General features: G+C 60.7%; 29 protein-coding genes. 1 reads left to right on the top strand and 28 read right to left on the bottom strand.

Annotation, left to right across the window (positions count from 1 at the left end; translation table 11 throughout):
• Positions 1–19: 19 nt before the first annotated feature.
• From J2Y41_RS02370 to rpsJ, 22 genes are all read right to left on the bottom strand, one after another.
• The gene (locus tag J2Y41_RS02370) at positions 20–589 is read right to left on the bottom strand and encodes an adenylate kinase (protein ID WP_224091119.1); all 570 of its coding nucleotides are present in this window, start codon (positions 587–589) and stop codon (positions 20–22) included.
• 5 nt (positions 590–594) lie between these two features.
• On the bottom strand, positions 595–1,905 hold the full coding sequence (gene secY / locus J2Y41_RS02365; RefSeq protein WP_224164996.1) for a preprotein translocase subunit SecY: 1,311 nt from the start codon (positions 1,903–1,905) through the stop codon (positions 595–597).
• A gap of 186 nt (positions 1,906–2,091) precedes the next feature.
• The gene (gene rplO / locus J2Y41_RS02360) at positions 2,092–2,574 is read right to left on the bottom strand and encodes a 50S ribosomal protein L15 (protein ID WP_224164997.1); all 483 of its coding nucleotides are present in this window, start codon (positions 2,572–2,574) and stop codon (positions 2,092–2,094) included.
• The gene (rpmD, locus tag J2Y41_RS02355) at positions 2,574–2,780 is read right to left on the bottom strand and encodes a 50S ribosomal protein L30 (protein WP_216925092.1); all 207 of its coding nucleotides are present in this window, start codon (positions 2,778–2,780) and stop codon (positions 2,574–2,576) included. The genes rplO and rpmD overlap by 1 nt, the downstream gene beginning before the upstream one ends.
• Before the next feature lie 2 nt (positions 2,781–2,782).
• Positions 2,783–3,454 (bottom strand): 30S ribosomal protein S5, encoded by a 672-nt coding sequence (gene rpsE / locus J2Y41_RS02350; protein ID WP_216925200.1) that lies wholly within the window; start codon positions 3,452–3,454, stop codon positions 2,783–2,785.
• A gap of 29 nt (positions 3,455–3,483) precedes the next feature.
• Positions 3,484–3,867, bottom strand: coding sequence for a 50S ribosomal protein L18 (rplR, locus tag J2Y41_RS02345; protein ID WP_223933973.1), 384 nt, complete (start codon positions 3,865–3,867; stop codon positions 3,484–3,486).
• Positions 3,868–3,870: 3 nt separating this feature from the next.
• Positions 3,871–4,407 carry a 50S ribosomal protein L6 gene (rplF, locus tag J2Y41_RS02340; protein ID WP_144659422.1) on the bottom strand — a complete coding sequence of 179 codons (537 nt, stop codon included), beginning with the start codon at positions 4,405–4,407 and terminating at the stop codon, positions 3,871–3,873.
• 18 nt (positions 4,408–4,425) lie between these two features.
• A complete protein-coding gene (gene rpsH / locus J2Y41_RS02335) occupies positions 4,426–4,824 on the bottom strand; it encodes a 30S ribosomal protein S8 (RefSeq protein ID WP_216925090.1) in 399 nt (132 codons plus the stop codon).
• A 77-nt stretch (positions 4,825–4,901) separates the two neighbouring features.
• On the bottom strand, positions 4,902–5,489 hold the full coding sequence (gene rplE, locus J2Y41_RS02330) for a 50S ribosomal protein L5 (RefSeq protein ID WP_223933975.1): 588 nt from the start codon (positions 5,487–5,489) through the stop codon (positions 4,902–4,904).
• Complete coding sequence (gene rplX, locus J2Y41_RS02325; RefSeq protein WP_062073171.1) at positions 5,489–5,848, bottom strand: 50S ribosomal protein L24; 360 nt, start codon at positions 5,846–5,848, stop codon at positions 5,489–5,491. Before rplX ends, rplE begins: the two co-directional genes overlap by 1 nt.
• Positions 5,849–5,851: 3 nt before the next feature.
• Positions 5,852–6,220: a 50S ribosomal protein L14 gene (gene rplN / locus J2Y41_RS02320; RefSeq protein ID WP_003803789.1), complete on the bottom strand. Its 369-nt coding sequence runs from the start codon at positions 6,218–6,220 to the stop codon at positions 5,852–5,854.
• 354 nt (positions 6,221–6,574) lie between these two features.
• Positions 6,575–6,871, bottom strand: coding sequence for a 30S ribosomal protein S17 (rpsQ, locus tag J2Y41_RS02315; RefSeq protein WP_142938371.1), 297 nt, complete (start codon positions 6,869–6,871; stop codon positions 6,575–6,577).
• Positions 6,868–7,188, bottom strand: coding sequence for a 50S ribosomal protein L29 (gene rpmC, locus J2Y41_RS02310; protein WP_275959788.1), 321 nt, complete (start codon positions 7,186–7,188; stop codon positions 6,868–6,870). The genes rpsQ and rpmC overlap by 4 nt, the downstream gene beginning before the upstream one ends.
• 2 nt (positions 7,189–7,190) lie before the next feature.
• The gene (rplP, locus tag J2Y41_RS02305) at positions 7,191–7,607 is read right to left on the bottom strand and encodes a 50S ribosomal protein L16 (protein ID WP_003803795.1); all 417 of its coding nucleotides are present in this window, start codon (positions 7,605–7,607) and stop codon (positions 7,191–7,193) included.
• Entirely contained in the window at positions 7,608–8,429 is an 822-nt protein-coding gene (gene rpsC / locus J2Y41_RS02300; protein ID WP_224088313.1) for a 30S ribosomal protein S3, read from the bottom strand.
• Positions 8,430–8,795, bottom strand: a complete 366-nt coding sequence (gene rplV / locus J2Y41_RS02295; protein WP_090817766.1) for a 50S ribosomal protein L22 — start codon at positions 8,793–8,795, stop codon at positions 8,430–8,432.
• Positions 8,796–8,833: 38 nt separating this feature from the next.
• The gene (rpsS, locus tag J2Y41_RS02290; protein ID WP_011775591.1) at positions 8,834–9,115 is read right to left on the bottom strand and encodes a 30S ribosomal protein S19; all 282 of its coding nucleotides are present in this window, start codon (positions 9,113–9,115) and stop codon (positions 8,834–8,836) included.
• Positions 9,116–9,127: 12 nt separating this feature from the next.
• A complete protein-coding gene (rplB, locus tag J2Y41_RS02285; protein ID WP_011775592.1) occupies positions 9,128–9,967 on the bottom strand; it encodes a 50S ribosomal protein L2 in 840 nt (279 codons plus the stop codon).
• A 29-nt stretch (positions 9,968–9,996) separates the two neighbouring features.
• Positions 9,997–10,302: a 50S ribosomal protein L23 gene (gene rplW, locus J2Y41_RS02280; protein ID WP_011775593.1), complete on the bottom strand. Its 306-nt coding sequence runs from the start codon at positions 10,300–10,302 to the stop codon at positions 9,997–9,999.
• On the bottom strand, positions 10,299–10,916 hold the full coding sequence (rplD, locus tag J2Y41_RS02275; protein WP_223933977.1) for a 50S ribosomal protein L4: 618 nt from the start codon (positions 10,914–10,916) through the stop codon (positions 10,299–10,301). The genes rplW and rplD overlap by 4 nt, the downstream gene beginning before the upstream one ends.
• A gap of 4 nt (positions 10,917–10,920) precedes the next feature.
• A complete protein-coding gene (gene rplC, locus J2Y41_RS02270; RefSeq protein WP_026539807.1) occupies positions 10,921–11,571 on the bottom strand; it encodes a 50S ribosomal protein L3 in 651 nt (216 codons plus the stop codon).
• Between the two features lie 17 nt (positions 11,572–11,588).
• Entirely contained in the window at positions 11,589–11,897 is a 309-nt protein-coding gene (gene rpsJ, locus J2Y41_RS02265) for a 30S ribosomal protein S10 (protein WP_003803825.1), read from the bottom strand.
• 385 nt (positions 11,898–12,282) lie between these two features.
• Here rpsJ and J2Y41_RS02260 point away from each other — a divergent pair, with 385 nt between their 5' ends.
• On the top strand, positions 12,283–13,716 hold the full coding sequence (locus J2Y41_RS02260) for a GH1 family beta-glucosidase (protein WP_309925787.1): 1,434 nt from the start codon (positions 12,283–12,285) through the stop codon (positions 13,714–13,716).
• A gap of 26 nt (positions 13,717–13,742) precedes the next feature.
• Here J2Y41_RS02260 and J2Y41_RS02255 read toward each other — a convergent pair whose 3' ends face one another.
• The 6 genes from J2Y41_RS02255 to rpsL all read right to left on the bottom strand — a co-directional run bounded on the left by J2Y41_RS02255 (position 13,743) and on the right by rpsL (position 22,763).
• Positions 13,743–13,868 (bottom strand): hypothetical protein, encoded by a 126-nt coding sequence (locus J2Y41_RS02255; RefSeq protein WP_263422265.1) that lies wholly within the window; start codon positions 13,866–13,868, stop codon positions 13,743–13,745.
• 25 nt (positions 13,869–13,893) lie between these two features.
• Complete coding sequence (locus J2Y41_RS02250; protein ID WP_309925785.1) at positions 13,894–18,153, bottom strand: hypothetical protein; 4,260 nt, start codon at positions 18,151–18,153, stop codon at positions 13,894–13,896.
• Positions 18,154–18,310: 157 nt separating this feature from the next.
• Complete coding sequence (gene tuf, locus J2Y41_RS02245) at positions 18,311–19,501, bottom strand: elongation factor Tu (protein WP_224088318.1); 1,191 nt, start codon at positions 19,499–19,501, stop codon at positions 18,311–18,313.
• A 231-nt stretch (positions 19,502–19,732) separates the two neighbouring features.
• On the bottom strand, positions 19,733–21,847 hold the full coding sequence (gene fusA, locus J2Y41_RS02240) for an elongation factor G (protein WP_224088320.1): 2,115 nt from the start codon (positions 21,845–21,847) through the stop codon (positions 19,733–19,735).
• Between the two features lie 69 nt (positions 21,848–21,916).
• Positions 21,917–22,387 (bottom strand): 30S ribosomal protein S7, encoded by a 471-nt coding sequence (gene rpsG, locus J2Y41_RS02235; protein ID WP_003803829.1) that lies wholly within the window; start codon positions 22,385–22,387, stop codon positions 21,917–21,919.
• 1 nt (position 22,388) lies between these two features.
• Positions 22,389–22,763, bottom strand: a complete 375-nt coding sequence (rpsL, locus tag J2Y41_RS02230; protein ID WP_009358312.1) for a 30S ribosomal protein S12 — start codon at positions 22,761–22,763, stop codon at positions 22,389–22,391.
• Between the last annotated feature and the right edge of the window lie 308 nt (positions 22,764–23,071).

The raw sequence follows: 23,071 nt of genomic DNA, 5'->3' as shown, positions 1-23,071 counted from the left end.
CTATGTGGAAAAGCCCTCGCTAGACGGCCTTGGCCGACTCGATGGCGGTGAGAACGCGGTCGGTGACTTCGTCGATGCCGCCGATTCCGTCCACCTGCGTCAGGATGCCGCGCTCGGCATACTTGGCAACAACGGCCTCAGTCTGCTCGTGGTAGAGGTCCAGCCGGTGACGGATGACGGCCTCATTGTCGTCAGAGCGCCCGGTTTCCTTCGCACGGCCCAGGAGGCGGGACACCAGTTCTTCGTCGTCGGCAGTCAGCTGGAGCACGACGTCGAGCTCCTGCTCGCCTTCAGCGAGGATCTGGTCCAGGTAGTCGACCTGCGCGGTGGTGCGCGGGTAGCCGTCCAAAAGGAAGCCGTTCTCGACGTCGCTCTGGCTCAGGCGGTCACGAACCATGTTGTTCGTGACGCTGTCCGGAACGAAGTCCCCTGCGTCCATGTATTTCTTGGCTTCAATGCCCAAAGGGGTTTCGCCCTTAACGTTGGCACGGAAGATGTCGCCGGTGGAGATGGCGACTACGCCGAGGCGCTCGGAAATCCGCTCAGCCTGCGTACCCTTACCCGAACCGGGAGGTCCAATGATCAGCATTCTCGTCATCGCAAAAGCCCTTCGTAGTGACGTTGTTGTAGCTGCGCATCAATCTGCTTGACGGTTTCCAGGCCGACACCCACCATGATCAGGATTGATGTGCCACCAAACGGGAAGTTCTGGTTGGCGTTGATCAGGACGAGTGCAACCAGCGGAATCAACGCCACGAAGCCCAGATAGAAGGCTCCAGGCAGGGTGATCCTGGAAAGCACGTACTGCAGGTAGTCCGCGGTCGGTTTACCCGCCCGGATGCCCGGAATGAACCCGCCGTACTTCTTCATGTTGTCCGACACTTCTTCAGGGTTGAAGGTGATGGCCACATAGAAGTAGGTGAAGAACACGATCATGGCGAAGTACAGCGCCATGTAGATGGGGTGGTCGCCACGGGTGAGGTTGTTGTTGATCCACTCAACCCAGGGCGCCAGCTGCTCCCCTGGCTTCGGCTGGTTGAACTGCGCAATCAGGCCTGGCAGGTACAGCATGGAGGAAGCGAAGATGACGGGCACGACGCCGGCCATGTTCACCTTGATGGGGATGTAGGTGCTGGTGCCACCCACGGTGCGGCGTCCGATCATGCGCTTGGCATATTGGACCGGAACCCGCCGCTGGGACTGTTCCACGAAGACCACCAATGCCACCGTGAGCAAGCCGATTGCCAGGACGATGAAGAACGTTCCCGGTCCCTTCGTCTCCCAAATGGAACCAAGTGAACGCGGGAAGCCTGCAGCGATGGAGGTGAAGATGAGCAGCGACATTCCGTTGCCCACACCCTTTTCCGTAACCAGCTCGCCCATCCACATGATGAGGCCGGTACCGGCCGTCAGCGTGATGATGATGAGCAGCGTCGTAATGATGCTCTCATCAGGAATGATCGGGAGGTTGCAGCCCGGAAGAAGCTGGCCGGACCGCGCCAAGGACACCAGGGTGGTGGCGTTCAGGAGTCCGAGCGCGATGGTGAGGTACCGGGTGTACTGGGTCAACTTCGACTGGCCCGAGGAGCCCTCTTCGTAGAGCTGCTGGAACCGGGGAATGACCACCCGGAGCAGCTGAACGATGATGCTCGACGTAATGTAGGGCATGATGCCCAGGGCAAAGATCGAGACCTGCAGCAACGCGCCGCCGCTGAACAAGTTCACCAGCTGGTAAATGCCCTGCGAGGTGTCACCGTTGTTCAAGCATTGCTGGACATTCTGGTAGTTCACACCAGGCGAGGGGATGAAAGCTCCCAAGCGGAAGATTGTGATGATTCCCAGCGTGAACAACAACTTGCGTCGCAAATCAGGCGTCCGAAACGCCCGGCCGAATGCGCTTAGCAAGCGTCCTCCTGAGTAGAAAGTACAAGGATGTGGATGGGCTCAATGAAACCCAACAACCGAGTCTAGCTGCTTGTGACGCCGTCGTAATAATCGAGAGTCCACTTTCACGCAAAAAATCCCGGCATACGGGGCCGAAGCCCCGCATACCGGGATCTTTTTTACAACGGGCATCAGCCCCACTGGCTCTTAGAGAGCAGTGGTGCTTCCACCTGCTGCAGCAATCTTTTCAGCAGCGCTGGAAGAGAAAGCGTGGGCGGTGACGTCAACCTTGACGGTGATGTCGCCGGTGCCCAGGACCTTGACGGGCTGGTTCTTGCGAACGGCACCCTTCTCAACCAGGGACTCAACGGTGACAGCGCCACCTTCCGGGAACAGCTCGTTGAGCTTGTCCAGGTTCACAACCTGGAACTCAACCCGGAACGGGTTCTTGAAGCCGCGCAGCTTCGGCAGGCGCATGTGCAGCGGCAGCTGGCCGCCGGCAAAGCCAGCCTTTACCTGGTAGCGGGCCTTCGTACCCTTGGTACCGCGACCAGCGGTCTTACCCTTGGAGCCTTCACCACGACCAACACGGGTCTTGGTGGTCTTGGCACCCGGGGCGGGACGCAGGTGGTGGACCTTCAGAGCGTTCTGCTTCTCAGCAGCCTCTGCAGCGGTCTTGTTCTCGGCCATTACTTCGCCTCCTCTACATTCACGAGGTGCGGAACCGTGTTGAGCATTCCAACGGTCACGGCGTCGGCGTCACGGACAACAGTGTGTCCGATGCGCTTCAGGCCGAGGGACCGGAGGGTAGCCTTCTGGTTCTGCTTGGCGCCGATGACGCCCTTGATCTGGGTGATCTCCAACTTGGCGTCGGAGGGAGTCAGGTTCTTAGCCATGACTAAACACCTGCCTTCTGGTTCTGGAGCGCGCGCACCAGAGCAGCAGGAGCAACCTCGTCCAGCGGCAGGCCACGGCGGGCAGCCACCGAAGCGGGCTCTTCGAGCTGCTTCAGAGCGTCAACGGTCGCGTGAACGATGTTGATCGCGTTGGAGGAACCGAGCGACTTGGAGAGGATGTCGTGGATACCCACGCACTCCAGTACCGCGCGGACCGGACCACCGGCGATAACACCGGTACCGGCGGAAGCCGGACGCAGCAGGACAACGCCTGCAGCAGCCTCACCCTGCACACGGTGCGGGATGGTGTTGCCAACGCGGGGAACGCGGAAGAAGGACTTCTTGGCCTCTTCGACGCCCTTTGCGATAGCAGCGGGAACTTCCTTGGCCTTGCCGTAGCCGACGCCAACCATGCCGTTGCCGTCACCGACGACGACGAGTGCGGTGAAGCTGAAGCGACGACCACCCTTGACGACCTTGGCAACGCGGTTGATGGTTACAACGCGCTCTACGAACTGGCTCTTCTCGGCTTCGCGACCGCCGTCGCGGCCACCACGGCCACCACGGTCGCCGCGGCCCTGGCCACGCTCGCCGCGCTCGCCACGACGTCCGCCGCGGCGGTCGTCGGTAGCGGGTGCGGTCTCAGTTGCTTCAGCAGCTACAGCTTCAGTCACCTGAATGTCCTTTTCGTTATTTTCAACGGTCACAGTGCCAGCCCACCTTCGCGAGCACCGTCAGCGACGGCGGCGATGCGGCCGTGGTACTTGTTACCGCCACGGTCGAAGACAACAGCTTCGACGCCTGCAGCCTTGGCACGCTCGGCAACGAGCTCACCCACGCGCTTGGCCTTGGCAGTCTTGTCTCCGTCGAGTGCGCGAAGGTCAGCTTCCAGGGTGGAAGCGTAAGCCACGGTTACACCCTTGCTGTCATCGACAACCTGGACGAAGATGTGGCGGGCCGAACGGTTGACGACCAGACGAGGACGTACAGCCGTGCCGGTGATGCGCTTGCGGATACGAAGCTGGCGACGGCTGCGTGCAGCAGACTTGCTCTTGTTCGTACGCTTCTTGTTAATTGCGATGGCCATGGTTTACTTACCAGCCTTTCCGACCTTGCGGCGGATGACTTCGCCGGCGTAACGGACACCCTTGCCCTTGTAGGGGTCAGGCTTGCGCAGCTTGCGAATGTTGGCAGCAACCTCGCCGACCTGCTGCTTGTTGATACCCGCAACAGAGAGCTTGGTCGGACCCTCTACTACGAAGGTGATGCCTTCGGGTGCCGAGACATTAACCGGGTGGCTGAAGCCAAGAGCGAACTCCAGGTCAGAACCCTTTGCCTGAACGCGGTAACCAGTACCAACGATTTCAAGCTTCTTCTCGTAGCCCTCGGTAACGCCCTGGATCATGTTGGCGATCAGGGTGCGGGTCAGGCCGTGCAGCGAACGCGAGTTGCGCTCGTCGTTCGGGCGGGTGACCGTGAGAGTGTTCTCTTCCAGGGAAACCTCGATCGGGCTGGCTACAGTGTGGCTCAGCTCTCCCTTGGAACCCTTGACGCTGATGACGGAGCCATCGAGCTTGACCTCAACTCCGGCAGGAACGGTGATGGGGAGACGTCCAATACGTGACATTATTCTCTTCCTTTCCCGTTACCAGACGTACGCGAGGACTTCGCCGCCCACGCCCTTCTTGCCGGCCTGCTTGTCAGTCAGGAGGCCGGAAGAGGTGGACAGGATAGCGATACCCAGGCCACCCAGCACGTGAGGCAGGTTGGTGGACTTCGCGTATACGCGGAGGCCGGGCTTGGAGATGCGGCGGACGCCAGCGATGGAACGCTCGCGGTTCGGACCGAACTTCAGGTCGATGGTCAGCTTCTTGCCAACCTCGGCGTCTTCTTCCTTCCAGCCGGCAATGTAGCCTTCTGCCTTCAGGATGTCAGCAACGCGTGCCTTCAGCTTGCTGTACGGCATGGTCACGGTGTCGTGGTATGCCGAGTTTGCATTGCGCAGACGCGTGAGCATGTCTGCGACAGGATCTGTCATAGTCATTTGGGCTATAGCCCTTCCTCATAACGGTTTCCGCAGCGCCCGCTCTTACGAGCCACGCTGCCGGACCTGTTACGTAGTTAGTTTTCGGTCTTGAACGGGAAACCAAGCGCCTTGAGCAGCGCGCGGCCTTCGTCGTCGGTCTTGGCAGTGGTGACGACCGTGATGTCCATACCGCGAACGCGGTCGATGGAGTCCTGGTCGATTTCGTGGAACATAACCTGCTCGGTCAGACCGAAGGTGTAGTTGCCGTTGCCATCGAACTGCTTGCCGTTGAGGCCGCGGAAGTCACGGATACGCGGCAGAGCCAGCGAAACCAGACGGTCCACGAATTCCCACATGCGGTCTCCACGCAGAGTTGCGTGTGCACCGATCGGCATGCCTTCGCGCAGCTTGAACTGTGCGATCGACTTGCGGGCCTTGGTTACCTGCGGCTTCTGGCCGGTGATCAGGGTGAGGTCGCGGACAGCGCCGTCGATCAGCTTGGAGTCCTTGGCGGCATCTCCAACACCCATGTTCACAACAACCTTCACCAGGCGGGGAACCTGGTTCACGTTCGCGTAGCTGAACTCGTCCTGCAGGGACTTCTTGATGGTCTCTGCATACTTCGTCTTCAGACGAGGAACGATCTTCGTTTCGACGGTGGTCTCAGACAGTGTCTCACTCATCAGATGTCCTTCCCGGTGGCCTTGGACACGCGGATCCGGACGGTCTTGGTAGCGCCATCCTTCTCAACGGTGTCGAGACGGAAACCAACACGGGTCGGCTTCTTGGTCGACGGGTCAACCAGAGCAACGTTGGAAACGTGGATCGGGGCCTCAACAACCTCGATGCCACCGGTCTTGGTGCCGCGCTGCGACTGACCGACCTTGGTGTGCTTGGTGACGCGGTTGATTCCCTCTACCAGCACGCGGTTGGTGTCCGGGAATACGCGCAGGACCTTGCCCTGCTTGCCGCGGTCGCCGCCACGTTCCTGCTTGGCGCCGGTGATGACCTGAACGAGGTCACCCTTTTTGATCTTAGCCATGGACTAAAGCACCTCCGGGGCCAGCGAAACGATCTTCATGAACTTCTTGTCGCGAAGTTCACGACCAACCGGGCCGAAGATACGGGTACCGCGGGGGTCACCGTCGTTCTTCAGGATCACAGCTGCGTTTTCGTCAAACTTGATGTAGGAACCATCCGCACGGCGGCGTTCCTTCTTGGTACGGACGATGACCGCCTTGACGACGTCGCCCTTCTTTACGTTTCCGCCGGGAATAGCGTCCTTGACGGTAGCGACGATGACGTCGCCAATGCCTGCGTAGCGACGACCGGATCCACCGAGAACGCGAATGGTAAGGATTTCCTTAGCACCCGTGTTGTCGGCGACCTTGAGTCGCGACTCCTGCTGAATCAATTTTTACTCCTTGCGTCGCGCCGGTTCTCAGACCGAAATCATGCATACGGAATGAGCCTTGCGGAACGGTTGATCGGGGTGTCTCTTGACCTGCCTGGATTTTGCCAGAACAGGCCTAAACGCCCGTGCCACGAGCATCAGCTTCCCTTGCAGAAAACTCTGCGCGGGGCAGTATGCAGCGGCACGATTGTTTACGAGGTAATCGATGACGCACAAATGGCGCCATACAAACTCAATATCCTAGCATGTTTCGTTGGTCTTTCCGAAACGTGCCGGGAACGCGGAAGGGCCCGCGTTCCATGCAGAACGCGGACCCTTCCAGTGAATCCAAACCGGGCAAGCCCGGCGTCGGATTTACTTGGCCTTTTCGAGGATCTCCACCAGGCGCCACCGCTTGGTAGCGGACAGCGGGCGGGTCTCAGAGATAAGAACGAGGTCGCCGATGCCGGCGGTGTTCTCTTCGTCGTGAGCCTTGACCTTCGAAGTGCGGCGAATAACCTTGCCGTACAGAGCGTGCTTCACGCGGTCTTCAACCTGAACAACGATGGTCTTTTCCATCTTGTCAGAGACAACGTAGCCGCGACGCGTCTTACGGTAACCGCGCTGTTCAGCGCTGGCTGCTGCTTCCGTCACAGTTTCCTTCTCGCTCACTTGGCGTCCTCTCCAGCTTCAGCTTCGGCAGTTTCAGCCTTGGCAGCCTTCTTGGACTTCTTTTCTTCCTTGGCTTCCACAACCGGTGCGGCAACCTCGGCACGAATGCCCAGCTCGCGCTCACGCAGAACGGTGTAGATGCGTGCGATGTCCTTCTTTACCGCACGCAGGCGACCGTGGTTCTCCAGCTGACCGGTGGCGGACTGGAAACGCAGGTTGAACAGCTCTTCCTTGGACTTGCGGAGTTCTTCAACGAGACGCTCGTTGTCGAAACCGTCCAGCTGTGCGGGTGCGAGATCCTTCGACCCTACTGCCATTTCTATTCACCACCTTCGCGACGCACAATGCGTGCCTTCAACGGGAGCTTGTGGATTGCCAGGCGCAGGGCCTCGCGAGCTACCTCTTCATTGACACCGGAGAGTTCAAAGAGAACCCGGCCCGGCTTGACGTTTGCGACCCACCATTCCGGAGAACCCTTACCGGAACCCATACGGGTTTCAGCAGGCTTCTTCGTCAGCGGACGGTCCGGGTAGATGTTGATCCAGACCTTACCGCCACGCTTGATGTGGCGGGTCATCGCGATACGGGCGGACTCGATCTGACGGTTCGTCACGTATGCCGGGCTCAGGGCCTGGATACCGTACTCACCGAAGCTGACCTTGGTGCCACCCGTTGCAGCGCCGGAACGACCCGGGTGGTGCTGCTTACGGTGCTTGACTCGACGTGGGATAAGCATTTAAGCCTCTCCTCCTTCTGCTGCAGGAGCAGCAGCTTCAGCGGCCGGTGCTTCAACGGCAGCGGGTGCTGCCTCAGCTGCCGGACGGTCGTTACGACGACGGCGGTCGCCACCCGGGCGGCCCGGACGGTCTCCTGCGCGGCCACGGGACGGAGCAGCAGCTGCCTGCTGAGCCAGTTCCTTGGCGGTTACGTCACCCTTGTAGATCCAAACCTTCACACCGATGCGGCCGAAGGTGGTCTTGGCTTCATAGAAGCCGTAGTCGATGTTCGCACGGAGGGTATGCAGGGGCACACGGCCTTCGCGGTAGAACTCCGAGCGGGACATTTCTGCGCCACCCAGACGACCCGAGCAAGCAACACGGATACCCTTGGCACCCGCACGCTGTGCGGACTGCATGGCCTTCTTCATCGCACGGCGGAAAGCCACGCGGGAAGTCAGCTGCTCAGCGATGCCCTGGGCAACAAGCTGTGCTTCCATCTCGGGGTTCTTGACCTCGAGGATGTTCAGCTGAACCTGCTTGCCAGTGAGCTTTTCGAGCTCGCCGCGGATGCGGTCTGCCTCGGCGCCACGGCGACCGATGACGATACCCGGGCGTGCCGTGTGGATGTCCACGCGGACACGGTCACGGGTGCGCTCGATCTCAACCTTGGCGATGCCGGCGCGCTCCATGCCCGTGGACATGAGCTGACGGATCTTGATGTCCTCGCGGACGAAGTCCTTGTAGCGCTGTCCGGCCTTGTTGCTGTCAGCAAACCAGTGCGAAACGTGGTCGGTGGTGATGCCGAGTCGGAACCCGTGCGGGTTTACTTTCTGTCCCACTTAGCGAGCCTCCTCTTTCTCCGGGGTTGCGACGACCACGGTGATGTGGCTGGTCCGCTTCCTAATGCGGTAGGCGCGGCCTTGGGCACGCGGCTGGAACCGCTTCATGGTCGGGCCTTCATCAACGAATGCTTCGCTGATGAACAGGTCGCTGTCGTCGAATGCAACGCCGTCACGGTCCGCGAGGACACGTGCGTTGGCCATTGCCGACTGAAGTACCTTGAATACCGGCTCCGAAGCTGCCTGGGGGGCAAACTTCAGAATTGCCAGAGCCTCATTCGCTTGCTTACCACGAACAAGGTTGACGACGCGCCGGGCCTTCATAGGCGTTACGCGGATGTGACGCGCAATAGCCTTGGCTTCCATTGCTTTCCTTCTCTCGTCTAAGACGTAAAGTCAGGCGCCTAGCGGCGCTTGCCCTTACGGTCGTCCTTAACATGGCCGCGGAATGTCCGCGTGGGAGCGAATTCGCCGAGCTTGTGCCCGACCATCGACTCAGTGACAAACACCGGGATGTGCTTGCGTCCGTCGTGTACGGCGATCGTGTGCCCGAGCATGTCGGGGATGATCATCGAACGGCGGGACCAGGTCTTGATGACGTTCTTGGTGCCCTTATCGTTTTCCCGTGCGACCTTCACAAAGAGGTGCTGGTCAACGAAAGGACCTTTTTTCAGGCTGCGTGGCATGTGTCCAGGCTCCTATCGCTTGTTCTTGCCAGTACGGCGGCGACGAACAATAAGCTTGTCGCTCTCTTTGTTCGGACGGCGGGTACGGCCCTCGGGCTTGCCGTTCGGGTTAACCGGGTGACGTCCACCGGAAGTCTTACCTTCACCACCACCGTGCGGGTGGTCAACCGGGTTCATGGCTACACCACGGACGGTCGGGCGAACGCCCTTCCAGCGCATACGGCCGGCCTTGCCCCAGTTGATGTTCGACTGCTCGGCGTTGCCGACCTCGCCGACGGTTGCGCGGCAGCGCACGTCAACGTTGCGGATTTCACCGGAGGGCAGACGCAGCTGGGCGAAACGGCCTTCCTTGGCAACGAGCTGTACCGAAGCACCTGCGGAACGTGCCATCTTGGCGCCGCCACCCGGACGCAGTTCAACTGCGTGGATTACGGTACCAACCGGGATGTTGCGCAGCGGCAGGTTGTTGCCCGGCTTGATGTCAGCGTCGGGACCAGCCTCGACGAAGTCACCCTGGGACAGCTTGTTAGGAGCGATGATGTAACGCTTGGTGCCATCAACGTAGTGCAGGAGTGCGATGCGAGCCGTGCGGTTCGGGTCGTACTCGATTTCGGCAACGCGGGCGTTGATGCCGTCCTTGTCGTGACGACGGAAGTCGATCAGACGGTACTGGCGCTTGTGCCCACCACCCTTGTGACGGGTGGTGATCTTACCGGAGTTGTTACGGCCGCCAGTCTTGTGCAGCGGACGCAGCAACGACTTTTCCGGAGTCGATCGCGTGATTTCAGCAAAGTCGGCTACGCTCGAGCCACGACGGCCCGGGGTAGTCGGCTTGTATTTACGGATTCCCATAATTTATTTCCTCGTTAAAGTGGTCTCCGCTACGCGAGCGGACCGCCGAAGATGTCGATTGTGCCTTCTTTGAGGGTGACAATTGCACGCTTGGTGCTCTTGCGCTGTCCCCAGCCGAATTTGGTGCGCTTGCGCTTACCGGCACGGTTGATGGTGTTGATCGAGTCAACTTTGACCGAGAAGATCTTCTCTACGGCCAATTTGATCTCGGTCTTGTTCGAGCGAGGGTCCACCAGGAAGGTGTACTTGCCTTCGTCGATCAGACCGTAGCTCTTTTCCGATACGACGGGTGCAAGCACGACGTCGCGCGGGTCCTTGATGGTGGTTACGCTCACTTGGAGGCCTCCTCGTTCTTGGCCTTGTCAGCGACGAACGCCTCGAAAGCAGCCTTGGTGAAGACCACGTCGTCGGAGATGAGAACGTCGTAGGTGTTCAGCTGGTCTGCGTACAGAACGTGAACATCTGCGAGGTTGCGCACGGAGAGTGCAGCGACGTCGTTGGCGCGCTCGATGACAACGAGCAGGTTCTTGCGCTCGGAGACTGCACGCAGCGAAGCCAGTGCTTCCTTGGCGGACGGCTTGGTGCCGGCAACCAGTTCAGCGATGACGTGGATGCGACCGTTGCGGGCGCGGTCAGACAGGGCACCGCGGAGAGCAGCAGCCTTCATCTTCTTGGGGGTGCGCTGGCTGTAGTCACGAGGGGTCGGACCGTGGACAACGCCACCGCCGGTCATGTGAGGAGCACGGATGGAACCCTGACGGGCGCGGCCGGTGCCCTTCTGCTTGAACGGCTTGCGACCTGCACCGGAAACCTCGGCGCGGGTCTTCGTCTTGTGGGTACCCTGGCGGGCAGCAGCGAGCTGTGCGACGACGACCTGGTGCAGCAGCGGCACGTTGGTCTGGACGTCGAAGATCTCTGCAGGCAGGTCTACCTTGACAGTGCTAGTCATCTAACTAGGCTCCCTTCACGGCGGTGCGTACGAGTACGACCTGGCCGCGGGCACCGGGGACGGCACCCTTGATAAGGAGCAGCGACTTCTCAACGTCAACAGCGTGAACCGTGAGGTTCAGCGTCGTGTGACGCTCGGCGCCCATGCGGCCGGCCATTTTCAGGCCCTTGAAGACGCGGCTCGGGGTGGATGCGCCACCGATGGAGCCAGGCTTACGGTGGTTCTTGTGGGCACCGTGGGAAGCGCCAACGCCGTGGAAGCCGTGACGCTTCATAACACCGGCAAAGCCCTTACCCTTGGAGGTTCCAACGACGTCGATCTTCTGGCCGGCTTCGAAGATCTCGACAGAGAGCTCCTGGCCCAGCTCGTAGGATGCGGCGTCTGCGGTACGCAGTTCGACAACGTGGCGGCGAGGAGTTACGCCTGCCTTTTCAAAGTGACCAGCCAGCGGCTTGGTGACCTTGCGGGGGTCGATCTGGCCGTAGCCGATCTGGACGGCGACGTAGCCATCTACCTCTGCGTTGCGCAGCTGGGTGATGACGTTGGAGTCAGCCTGGACGACAGTTACCGGGATGAGCTTGTTGTTCTCGTCCCAGACCTGGGTCATGCCGAGCTTCGTGCCCAGCAGGCCCTTTACGTTACGGGTTGCGGTCATAGTCTCTCAGCACCTCCCTAGAGCTTGATTTCGATGTTCACGTCTGCCGGCAGGTCGAGACGCATAAGCGAGTCAACAGCCTTCGGCGTGGGGTCGATGATGTCGATCAGACGCTTGTGAGTACGCATTTCGAAGTGCTCACGGCTGTCCTTGTACTTGTGCGGAGAGCGGATAACGCAGTACACGTTCTTCTCCGTCGGAAGCGGCACCGGGCCGACTACCGTTGCGCCTGCGCGCGTGACCGTCTCAACGATCTTCCGCGCTGAAACATCAATGACCTCGTGGTCATATGACTTCAGCCGGATGCGGATTTTTTGTCCCGCCATGTCGCCTGACTCTCTTTCAGCTAGTGCTGCTCTAGTTAGGGCTGCTCTGTTTACTTACCTGTTGGCGTGGCCGCCGAAGCGTTTGAGGTTTTACCACCACACGCCGCACAAGCTGAATCCGGATCATTCCGGGTTCCTCAACCTGCCGGCGCACCGACCCCCGCGGTCGGGCGTGTCGCGATTTTCACGCAAACTCGACCGCATTCCATGGGGTTCAGGGTTATGTTTGGGCTTCAGCCTGGACCCTGACACCCGGCATTATCCGGATCGGGACACGAAGAAGCGCTTGAACAACTCATCCAGTATGCCGGAAATAAAGGCCAAAGGCCAATCGGGGCCCGGGCGGGCATTGCCACAGCCGCCACCCGATAGGGATGATAGTGGAATGACCGCCCAGGATATGGGTTCCGTGGAAGATCTGGCCGCGCGCCTACGTCCCGGGTTCACGCTGGGGGTCGCGGCCGCCGCCTTCCAGATTGAAGGTTCCGTAACGGCTGATGGGCGGGGACCTTCGGGCTGGGATGCGTTCGCGCAGAAGCCGGGAGCAATCGTCGACGCCGACTCGCCCACCATAGCCTGCGATCACTACAACCGCGCCGACGAAGATATCAGCCTGATGCAGGAACTCGGCATCGATTCGTACCGTTTCTCCCTTTCCTGGCCCAGGATCCAGCCCGGTGGCACGGGCACAATCAACCAGCGTGGGCTGGACTTCTACGATCGCCTGATCGACAAACTCCTTGCTGCCGGCATCTCCCCCATGGTCACCCTGTTCCACTGGGATACTCCCCTGGAACTTGAACACTCCGGCGGCTGGATCAATCGGGATACAGCGGAACGCTTTGCCGTCTATTGCAGTGCTGCAGCGGAGCGCTTTGGGGACCGCGTGGAGCACTGGGTCACCATGAACGAACCAGTTTCCGTCACCCTCCAGGGCTATGCTTTGGGCGTCCACGCGCCCGGCCGCCAGTTGTTGTTCGATGCCTTGCCGGCCGCCCACCATCAGCTGCTGGGCCATGGGTTGGCAGTGCGTGCCCTGCGTGACGCCGGGGTGAAGGGGCAGATCGGCATCTCCAACATGCACTCCCCCGTCCGCCCAGCGAGCAACAGCCTCTCGGACCGTTTGATGGCCCAGTCCTTCGATCTGCTCCTCAACCGCATCTATGCTGACGCGGTCCTGCTGGGGCAGTACCCCAGGCCACCCTTGCCTATGAAACCCTGGTTCCGGTCCTTGGGAACCATCAGGGATGGTGACCTTGAACTGATCAGCCAGCCTCTGGACTTCTACGGGCTCAACTACTACTACCCGGTCAAGGTTGCTGCGGGGCGGGGACCGGCGGAGATCCCCACGGGCACGGCCGTCGAAATGACGAAAGTGCCATTTCACCTGGCCGCCTACCAGGAGTACGAAACGACTGGATTCGGCTGGCCGGTGGCGCCGGAGCATTTGGCAGTACTGCTCCGCGAGATGAAGGACCGCTACGGCGACGCCCTTCCACCGGTCTACATCACCGAAGGAGGGGCCAGTTTCCCCGAGCCTTCGCACGTGGATGGGCCTATACAGGACCATAACCGGATCAGTTACCTGGCGGAGCATCTTGGCCACGCACTGACAGCTACGGGACCCGGCGGGATCGCCGAGGACGTCGAACTCCGCGGTTACTACGTGTGGACGCTACTGGACAATTTCGAGTGGGCGGCAGGGTACTCGCAACGCTTTGGCTTGGTGCACGTGGACTTCGACACCTTGGAGCGCACACCCAAAGACTCGTTTTACTGGTACCGGGCACTGGGCCGTGCACGCCATCGGGAACACTAGCCCACGTGGGTTAACTCCCGATTGGGCTACTTGTTTTTGTTGGCGCGGTTGATGCGCTTGGCCCGCTCAATTTCATTGCGGAAGTACTTGCGACCCCACAGCACTCCGCCGCCGATCACCGCGATGATGGCAAGGAAAATCAGGAATTCCATGGTGCTCCTCTCATTGGGTTCAACGTTAGCGGATTCCATCCCGGCTGGATGCAGGTGAGGGTTCCGGTGTTGGATTGTTTCCGTCGGTTGCAGGCGGTTTTCGGTTCAGCCTCCATACCGCCAGGACGATGAGGGCCAAGGCGACGAGTGCCAGCATGGCGAATGCGTAACTGCGCAGCGCCCACATGATGCTGGCTGCCACACCAGCAGCGCCCCACCACACGAACATTCGCTCAGCCAGGAGGAGTCCGGCCACCAGGAGCACCACATGAGCCACGAGGACGTATATCTGCTGGGACGATGTTCCCACGAAACTTGTCCCCACGGCTGTCAAGGACAGCAGCCCTGCTGTGAGGGCAAGCCGCAATTGTCCCTCTGGACGCTGGAAGCCCATGTAGCGCACCCCTGCCATAACCGCGCCCGCGACGACGTACCATTGCGCGGCCCAGAACCAGTCAGGTGAGCCGCCATCCACAAACAGCACGGCCCGTTGGAACCCTGCAAGGGTTGCCAGTGCAGTGATTTCTCCGGCCAGGCGCTTGCCGTTCGGGACCTCGATGACCACCAACACTCCGGCAACCAGGATCAGGCCCGCACCCACCAGCGAGGTCTGGTCCCGTGCCAGGCCGGCGGCCGCAGCTGCGCCAAGCCCCGTGATCGAAGTTATCACCAGGGCGTTCCGCCGCCAGGGTTGTGAGGTGATGGAAGGTCCGCCCAGTCGTCGGACCACATACATGGCCGCCCCGGTTCCCATTGCGCCTATCAGCCATGGAACGAAGGAGTCCCAGGGAGTCGGTTCGCGGCCATCCAGCAAACCGTCGACGGCGGTCACGGCACCAACCAGCGCGGCGGGCGCGGCCGCGGCATAGAGGGAAGGCATGCCCTCAAAGTGCGACGCAGCGAACAGCACCGACGCCAGAACCAGGACGGCAAAACCGCTCAGCGACAGGGACGTCGCCAGAGCCAACAATCCGCCGGCAGTGGTGAAGGTGAGTGCCGAAATCAACGACAGCAACCGTTCGGCCACAGCGGCGGGTGAACCCTCGCCGGTCCTGACTGACCCCGCGTTCACGGGCGGGAAAACTGCCCTGGCAACCACGGCAGCCACAGCCAGCGCAAGCAGTACCCAGGGCACTTGATACTTATCCAGCAACGGCTGATACAACCACGTATCGGATGGGAAGCCCAGGGCGGGTCCAGCGGCAATCACTCCTGCCGTGACTGCAGCGATCCCAAAGTACTGCGCTCCCCGGGCACCAAAGGTGCGCCACGCGATCGCGGCTGTTACCGGAACGAATGCCAACTCCGCGAGGAGCACCCAACGGCCACCGCCGTCGTAGTCTTCTGCGAGGAAGTAGACCAGTGGGAGAAGTAGCTGTGCACTTGGAACGGCCCAAACCATTGCCTTCTGGAAGGGGTCATCGCTGTGCCGCCCCTGGAGAAAGGACTGCAGAAGGAACTGCACCGGCAACTGCAGGATAAGGATCAGCGCGACGGTGACAGATGTAGCCGCAGCCGACTCCGTGAAGTCGGCCACCACCAGTGTGACCAAGGCCCCGGAGAGAATGCGCACAGCCAACAGGTAGCCACCACGGGCGAGGCGTTGACCGGTGACAGCAACCATGAAGCCGCTATATGCCGTAAAGATGCCCAGCAGGAGTTCCAGATCCCTGACATTTTCAAGCCGGAGGGCGAGCAGCAGAACCATTGCCGCAGGAGCGAACAACCATCCCGGTTTGTGCGCTCGAAGCGCGGTACTCACGGCCACGGCCGCCAGTGCCGCCAGCGTGGCAGCGGCACCTGGTTGCCAGCCCTCGCGACCCCCCGGAACCCCATCCATGGTGAGGAACATACTGCACAGGACCATGGCGGCAAGCACCACTCCAGCATCAATAATGGCCGGGCGTGGGAACTTCGCAACATAACCCGCACGCAGAGGCAGGATCAGCTGTAGGGCGAGAACGACTGTGACAGTCAGTCCGACGCCAACCGCTTCACCGGCAATCCGGAATCCGGCATCCTTCGTTGTGTCGTAGTAGGCCGAGGCAGCCAACAGGGTTCCTGCAGCGCGCGCCAACCACCAGTAGCTTTGCCTATGCAAGGAAGCGGGCAGCCGGAGGCCTATGGCGCAGAAGTAGGTGACAGCCGCCAAGAGAACAACGTTACCCAGAGTCCGCGACACAGCGACCACAGCCACGATGCCTGCCACCGTAGCGGCGGCCGGAGCAAGGAACTCCCCCATGGTCGGACGCCAGGTCAGCACGCCACCACCTGCGGGGCCGGACCCACTGCTGCCCCTACCCTGGGGGAACGCAAACCAGCCGGACACCAAACCTGCGGCAACCACCACCCCCACAGCAACCGCCACAGTGGGCCGCCCGGGTGCGGCATCGAAAAGAGGCAAAGCAAGAAGTCCTGCCATCGCCGCACCGCCGAACCCCGCCGTAGACGCCTGCCCTCCCACGGTGCGGACACCGTTGCCCTCAAGCAAGGCACTCACCAGCTGCTGTACGGCACACGCCGCCACGAAAACGAACAACGTATAGGCAGACCTGTCCGGATGGTCGGTGAAGACGCCCGCAGCCGACACCGTTACAGCCAGCGTCAGGGCGACCCGCCCAGCCAGGACGTAGACATGTCGAAGTGGCCCTGGTCTGATGGCTCCCAGAAGGAACCAGTACAGGCCGGCGACAGCGAGCAGCACGGTCACAGGCCACGCACCCAGCAACCCAACGAACGGTATTGCCACAACAAGTACGGCGGCCGGTGCGAACTCTGCCCCCTCGCCCAGCTTCCACCCCACCACCATGGAGGTCGATATCGCGATGAAGAGCGGCAGGAACTCCGGCAGCTGGAAGTTTCCCATGCCAAGCATGACCATGAGCACAACCGAGGCAACAATTTGCAGCCCGAGGGACCAGACGGCGTCGTACCACCACGTACGTGGAACCAGGCGTTTTCCGCCGAATGCGACTCCAACCGATTGGAGACCCAGACAGATGATTCCTGCCAGCAGCACGTGGCTTGAATCCGAAGATACATCCCACACAAAACCCAACACAGCCAAGGTGGAGGCGGCGCGGGCGAAATAGAAGTTGAGCAAACGGTGCTGGCCTGACCTCACAAGCAGCATCACCGCAAAGTACAGCGCGCACATCACCATGACCATGGGGTACTCCCCCTTGGCCAGGAAGCTGGGCGTCATGGTTACCGCGAGCCCCACGAACGGCACTACAAAGGGATGCAGCACCACCAAAGGACGCACATAGAGCGGAGGGATCCAACGGGGGTGAACCAGTGCAGCCAGTGTGAAGAGAATGGCAACGCCAATGAGCGCCGTAAAGTACCAGACCAGGGCCCCGCCTAGCACTGATACTCCGGACCACGCCGTGGAAACCACGAAGCTAAGTGAGAGCAACGCCAGCACCTTGTTATCGAGGCGCAGAGCAGCGTAAACGTAGGCAGCAGTTCCCAGCAATGAAGTGATCAGCCATGCCATGGGGCCGTCATGGAGGGCAAAGTTGTACATGGCCAAACCTGTAACCGGGACCAGGGCCAGACCTGTTCCCGTAAAGGCCATGGCTGCCGGGCGAAGCCGCGGCACCCTTCGCTGGATGATGAGTCCTGAAGCATAGAACAAGATGGTGATCGCCCAAATAGCCACGAGCCGAAAAACCCCAGGAAGACTGGTTCCAACAAAAAGAGCGCCGGCGGCAACAAGCAACAGACTCGCGACGTACAGGGTGATGTTGATGTTTTGGCGGTCGCGCTTCTCCTTTCTCGCCGCTACCGTTTCCGGGCTCTCACGCGGGGTGAGCGTCGGCTGGAATTGCTGCTGTTGTGGCGTAGGAGCAAAACTTGGCTCGGGCACAGGCCCGCGACTGTACGACGGCGGAACCCGGGGTGGCGCAGTACTTCCCACGGTCTGCTGAAAGGCAGCAGGCATGATCACGGGCTGGAACGGCGTCGGCGGCAGTACTGCAGGCGGCTGCTGCAATCTCCCGGGTGTCTGTATTGTCCCTGGCTGCTGTACTGTCGCCGATTGCTGCCGTGCCGCCTGCTGCTGCCGCACTGCGGGCCGCCGGCTTTGCCCCCGCGCGTCCTCCCAACCTGCCAGATGGCCGGCGAGATACCCCGCACGGTAAGTGGCGGCGTCGTCGACTCCGACAGTCGGCGTCGAGCGGGCGGCCTCCCGTCGGCCCCGCACCAAACCCAGCGCATAACCAATGACACCAATAAGGGCCAAAAGCAGCAGTACAAGGCCCGTCGTCAAGAATCCCAGCATGGAAGCTCCTACGGTGAAGCCGGGCGCAAGGCCTGCACGGCATTAATCCAATCGATAGATTAATCATAGCAAAGAAGAACCCCACCGCATAAGCGGCGGGGTTCTTCTTTGGCTTGCTACCGACCAGGCCGGAAGATTGCCGATCTACAAGTAGAAACTACTTGATGATCTTGGTAACACGTCCCGAACCAACGGTGCGGCCGCCTTCGCGGATAGCGAAGCCGAGGCCCTCTTCCATAGCGATCGGCTGGATGAGCTCAACGGTCATCTCAGTGTTGTCGCCAGGCATAACCATTTCCGTGCCTTCCGGCAGGGTGATAACGCCGGTTACGTCCGTGGTACGGAAGTAGAACTGCGGGCGGTAGTTCGAGTAGAACGGGTTGTGACGTCCGCCTTCGTCCTTGGAAAGGATGTAGACGTTGGCCTCGAAGTCGGTGTGCGGGGTGATGGAACCCGGCTTGACCACAACCTGGCCACGCTCGACGTCGTCGCGCTTGAGACCGCGGAGCAGGAGGCCACAGTTCTCGCCGGCCCATGCTTCGTCGAGCTGCTTGTGGAACATCTCGATACCGGTAACCGTGGTCTTCTGGACCGGGCGGATACCGACGATCTCGACCTCGGAGTTGATGGCGAGGGTTCCACGCTCGGCGCGGCCCGTAACAACGGTGCCACGACCGGTGATGGTGAAGACGTCTTCGATCGGCATCAGGAACGGCTTGTCGCGGTCACGTACGGGGTCCGGAACGGACTCGTCGACAGCTGCCATCAGGTCCTGGACGGACTTGACCCAAACCGGGTCGCCTTCCAGAGCCTTCAGACCGGAAACGCGAACAACCGGAGCTTCATCGCCATCGAAGCCCTGCGAGCTCAGGAGCTCACGAACTTCCATTTCGACGAGGTCGAGGAGTTCTTCGTCATCAACCATGTCCGACTTGTTCAGTGCGACCAGCAGGTAGGGAACACCAACCTGGCGGGCGAGCAGAACGTGCTCGCGGGTCTGGGCCATCGGACCATCGGTTGCGGCAACCACGAGGATCGCGCCGTCCATCTGGGCAGCACCGGTGATCATGTTCTTGATGTAGTCAGCGTGACCGGGGGCGTCAACGTGTGCGTAGTGACGCTTCTCGGTCTGGTACTCCACGTGGGAGATGTTGATGGTAATACCGCGCTGGCGCTCTTCCGGAGCAGAGTCGATGGACGCGAAGTCGCGCTGCTCGTTGATGTCCGGGTACTGGTCGTACAGCACCTTGGAAATGGCGGCAGTCAGCGTCGTCTTACCGTGGTCAACGTGACCAATGGTGCCGATGTTGACGTGCGGCTTAGTCCGCTCGAACTTTGCCTTTGCCACAGGTTCCTCCTAGAACGATTTCAAGTGAAGTGCTCCTCGGCCGCGCTTTTCGCGGCAGAAACTTTAGCAAGTCTACTTGGGGGCTTGGTTTTGGTGAAATTGCAGATTCAGGAACCAATACTAGTTCCTAGAGCCTGTTCGCGCAGGGGCCGGGCCACGGCTTTCGCCGCAGCCCCGCCTCACACGCTAAGATGCCCTCCCGGAACCGGAATAGCATCCGTTGCCGGGAGATTACTCTCCGCGGGTTTTCTGGATGATCTCGTCGGCTACAGCCTTCGGGACCTCCGCGTAGCTGTTGAACGTCATGGAGTACACGGCACGGCCCTGCGTCTTGGAACGGAGGTCGCCAATGTAACCGAACATCCCGGACAGCGGAACGTGTGCACGGATAACCTTCACACCTGCTGCGTCCTCCATGGACTGCATCTGGCCACGGCGGGCGTTCAGGTCACCAATAACATCACCCATGTATTCCTCAGGTGTGCGGACCTCAACATCCATCAGCGGTTCGAGCAGAACAGGGTTCGCCTTGCGTGCAGCTTCCTTGAAAGCCATACGGCCGGCGATCTTGAACGCCATTTCCGAAGAGTCAACATCGTGGGACGCGCCATCAATCAGCGTGGCCTTGATGCCGACAACCGGGTAGCCGGCCAGGACGCCGTCGTTCAGTGCATCCTGGATACCAGCGTCAACGGACGGGATGTATTCGCGCGGAACGCGGCCACCGGTGACCTTGTTCTCGAACTCGTACAGCTCGCCGGAAGAGGTGTCCATGGGCTCGATCGCGATCTGAATCTTTGCGAACTGACCCGAACCACCGGTCTGCTTCTTGTGCGTGTAGTCGTGACGCTCTACAGCGCGCTTGATGGTTTCGCGGTAAGCAACCTGCGGCTTGCCAACGTTTGCCTCAACCTTGAATTCGCGGCGCATGCGGTCCACCAGGATGTCCAGGTGGAGCTCGCCCATGCCGGCGATGATGGTCTGGCCCGTGTCTTCGTTGAGGGAGACCTGGAAGGTCGGGTCCTCAGCGGAGAGCTTCTGGATGGCCGTGGAGAGCTTCTCCTGGTCACCCTTGGTGTTGGGCTCGATGGCAACCGAGATCACGGGCTCCGGGAAGCTCATGGACTCGAGGACGATCTGCTGGTTGGCATCACACAGGGTATCGCCCGTTGTGGTGTCCTTCAGACCGATGGCTGCGTAGATGTGGCCGGCGGTAGCGCCCTCAACGGGCATTTCCTTGTTGGCGTGCATCTGGAACAGCTTGCCGATGCGTTCCTTCTTGCCCTTGGTGGAGTTGACCACCTGGGCGCCGGCCTCGACGTGACCGGAGTACACGCGGATGAAGGTCAGCTGACCGAAGAACGGGTGCGCCGCAATCTTGAAGGCGAGGGCCGAGAACGGCTCGTCTGCAGAGGGCTTGCGGGTGAGTTCCTTCTCTTCGTCGCGGGGATCGTGACCGATCATCGCGGGGACGTCGAGCGGGTTCGGCAGGAAGTCGACAACAGCGTCAAGCATCGGCTGTACGCCGCGGTTCTTGAAGGCAGAGCCACAGAACACGGGGTAGAGCTCGGAGTTGATGGTCATCTTGCGGATGCCGGCCTTCAGTTCCTCAAGGGTGAGTTCTTCACCTTCGAGGTACTTCTCCATGAGCTCTTCGGATGCTTCCGCAACGGTCTCTACGAGCTGTGCACGGTACTCTTCAGCCTTGGCCTGGAGGTCCGCCGGAATTTCCTGCACTTCGTAGGAAGCGCCCATGGTGACGTCACCCTTTGCGTCGCCAGGCCAAACCAGGGCACGCATTTCGAGGAGGTCAACCACGCCGATGAAGTCGTTCTCAGCGCCGATCGGGAGCTGCATGACCAGCGGCTTGGCACCAAGGCGGGAAATGATGGTGTCAACGGTGAAGTAGAAGTCCGCACCCAGCTTGTCCATCTTGTTGACGAAGCAGATACGCGGAACGTTGTACTTGTCAGCCTGGCGCCAAACAGTCTCGGACTGCGGCTCCACGCCTTCCTTGCCGTCGAACACAGCGACAGCACCGTCGAGGACGCGCAGGGAGCGCTCAACCTCAACCGTGAAGTCCACGTGGCCCGGGGTGTCGATGATGTTGATCTGGTTCTGGTTCCAGAAGCAAGTCACGGCGGCAGACGTGATGGTGATGCCGCGTTCCTTTTCCTGTTCCATCCAGTCGGTCGTCGAGGCGCCGTCGTGCGTCTCGCCGATCTTGTGGTTCACACCCGTGTAGAACAGGATGCGCTCGGTAGTGGTGGTCTTGCCGGCATCGATGTGGGCCATGATGCCGATATTGCGGACCTTGTTAAGGTCGGTAAGCACGTCCTGTGCCACGGGGTCTCCCTTTCGGATGGACTACACGTTCGCCGCCGGCTCGGTTGAGCCGACGGCGCCCGGGAGGATTTACCAGCGGTAGTGTGCGAAGGCCTTGTTGGACTCGGCCATCTTGTGGGTGTCTTCGCGACGCTTGACAGCGGCACCGAGACCGTTCGAGGCATCCAGGATTTCGTTCTGGAGACGCTCGGTCATGGTCTTCTCGCGGCGGGCTTTGGAGTAGCCCACGAGCCAACGCAGGGCGAGGGCGGTGGAGCGACCCGGCTTGACCTCAACCGGAACCTGGTAGGTGGCGCCACCAACACGGCGTGAACGCACCTCGAGGGAAGGCTTGACGTTGTCCATGGCCTTCTTGAGGGCAGCAACGGGGTCGCCGCCGGACTTGGCACGTGCACCTTCGAGGGCGCCGTAAACGATGCGCTCTGCGGTGGACTTCTTGCCGTCAACCAGAACCTTGTTGATCAGCTGAGTGACCAACGGGGAGCCGTAAACGGGATCGGAAACTAGCGGCCGCTTCGGGGCCGGACCCTTGCGAGGCATATTACTTCTTCTCCATCTTTGCGCCGTAACGGCTGCGGGCCTGCTTGCGGTTCTTGACACCCTGGGTGTCGAGTGCGCCGCGGACGATCTTGTAGCGGACACCCGGAAGGTCCTTCACACGACCACCACGGACGAGCACGATGGAGTGCTCCTGGAGGTTGTGGCCAACGCCGGGGATGTAAGCGGTAACTTCAACGCCACCGTTGAGGCGCACACGTGCCACCTTACGAAGAGCCGAGTTCGGCTTCTTGGGGGTGGTGGTGTAGACGCGGGTGCAAACACCGCGGCGCATCGGGCTGCCCTTCAGCGCGGGAGCCTTGGTCTTGGAGACCTTAGGCGTGCGGCCCTTGCGGACCAGCTGGTTAATCGTAGGCACTTTCGTGTTCTCCGTTGTTTGATCTCTGCCCCCACACATAGGCGCCAGCCAGTGTAAACGTGGGAACTTTGGCGTTGCTCATGCGGCCGGCCGAAACATCCGGTAGGCGTGCAAAAGTGCGGCATTCGTTGCGCATGTTGCCCGCAACCCGGAAACAGGCTCCACCCAGCACCATGAGAACAAAACCAAAATGATGCTGCGGCGGCCTTCATCCACTGCCACACAGAACAATTACCAAAATTCTAGCACGGCTTGATCTGAGGCCTTAATCGGGTGTATGGCGTCCCGTTAACGGGATGGGCCCCGCA

Origin of the sequence: Arthrobacter sp. 1088 (genome assembly GCF_031455315.1) — a bacterium.
Lineage (GTDB): Bacteria > Actinomycetota > Actinomycetes > Actinomycetales > Micrococcaceae > Arthrobacter.
The sequence above is the reverse complement of the archived record's forward strand: the minus strand, read 5'-3'. Positions and strand labels throughout refer to the sequence as shown.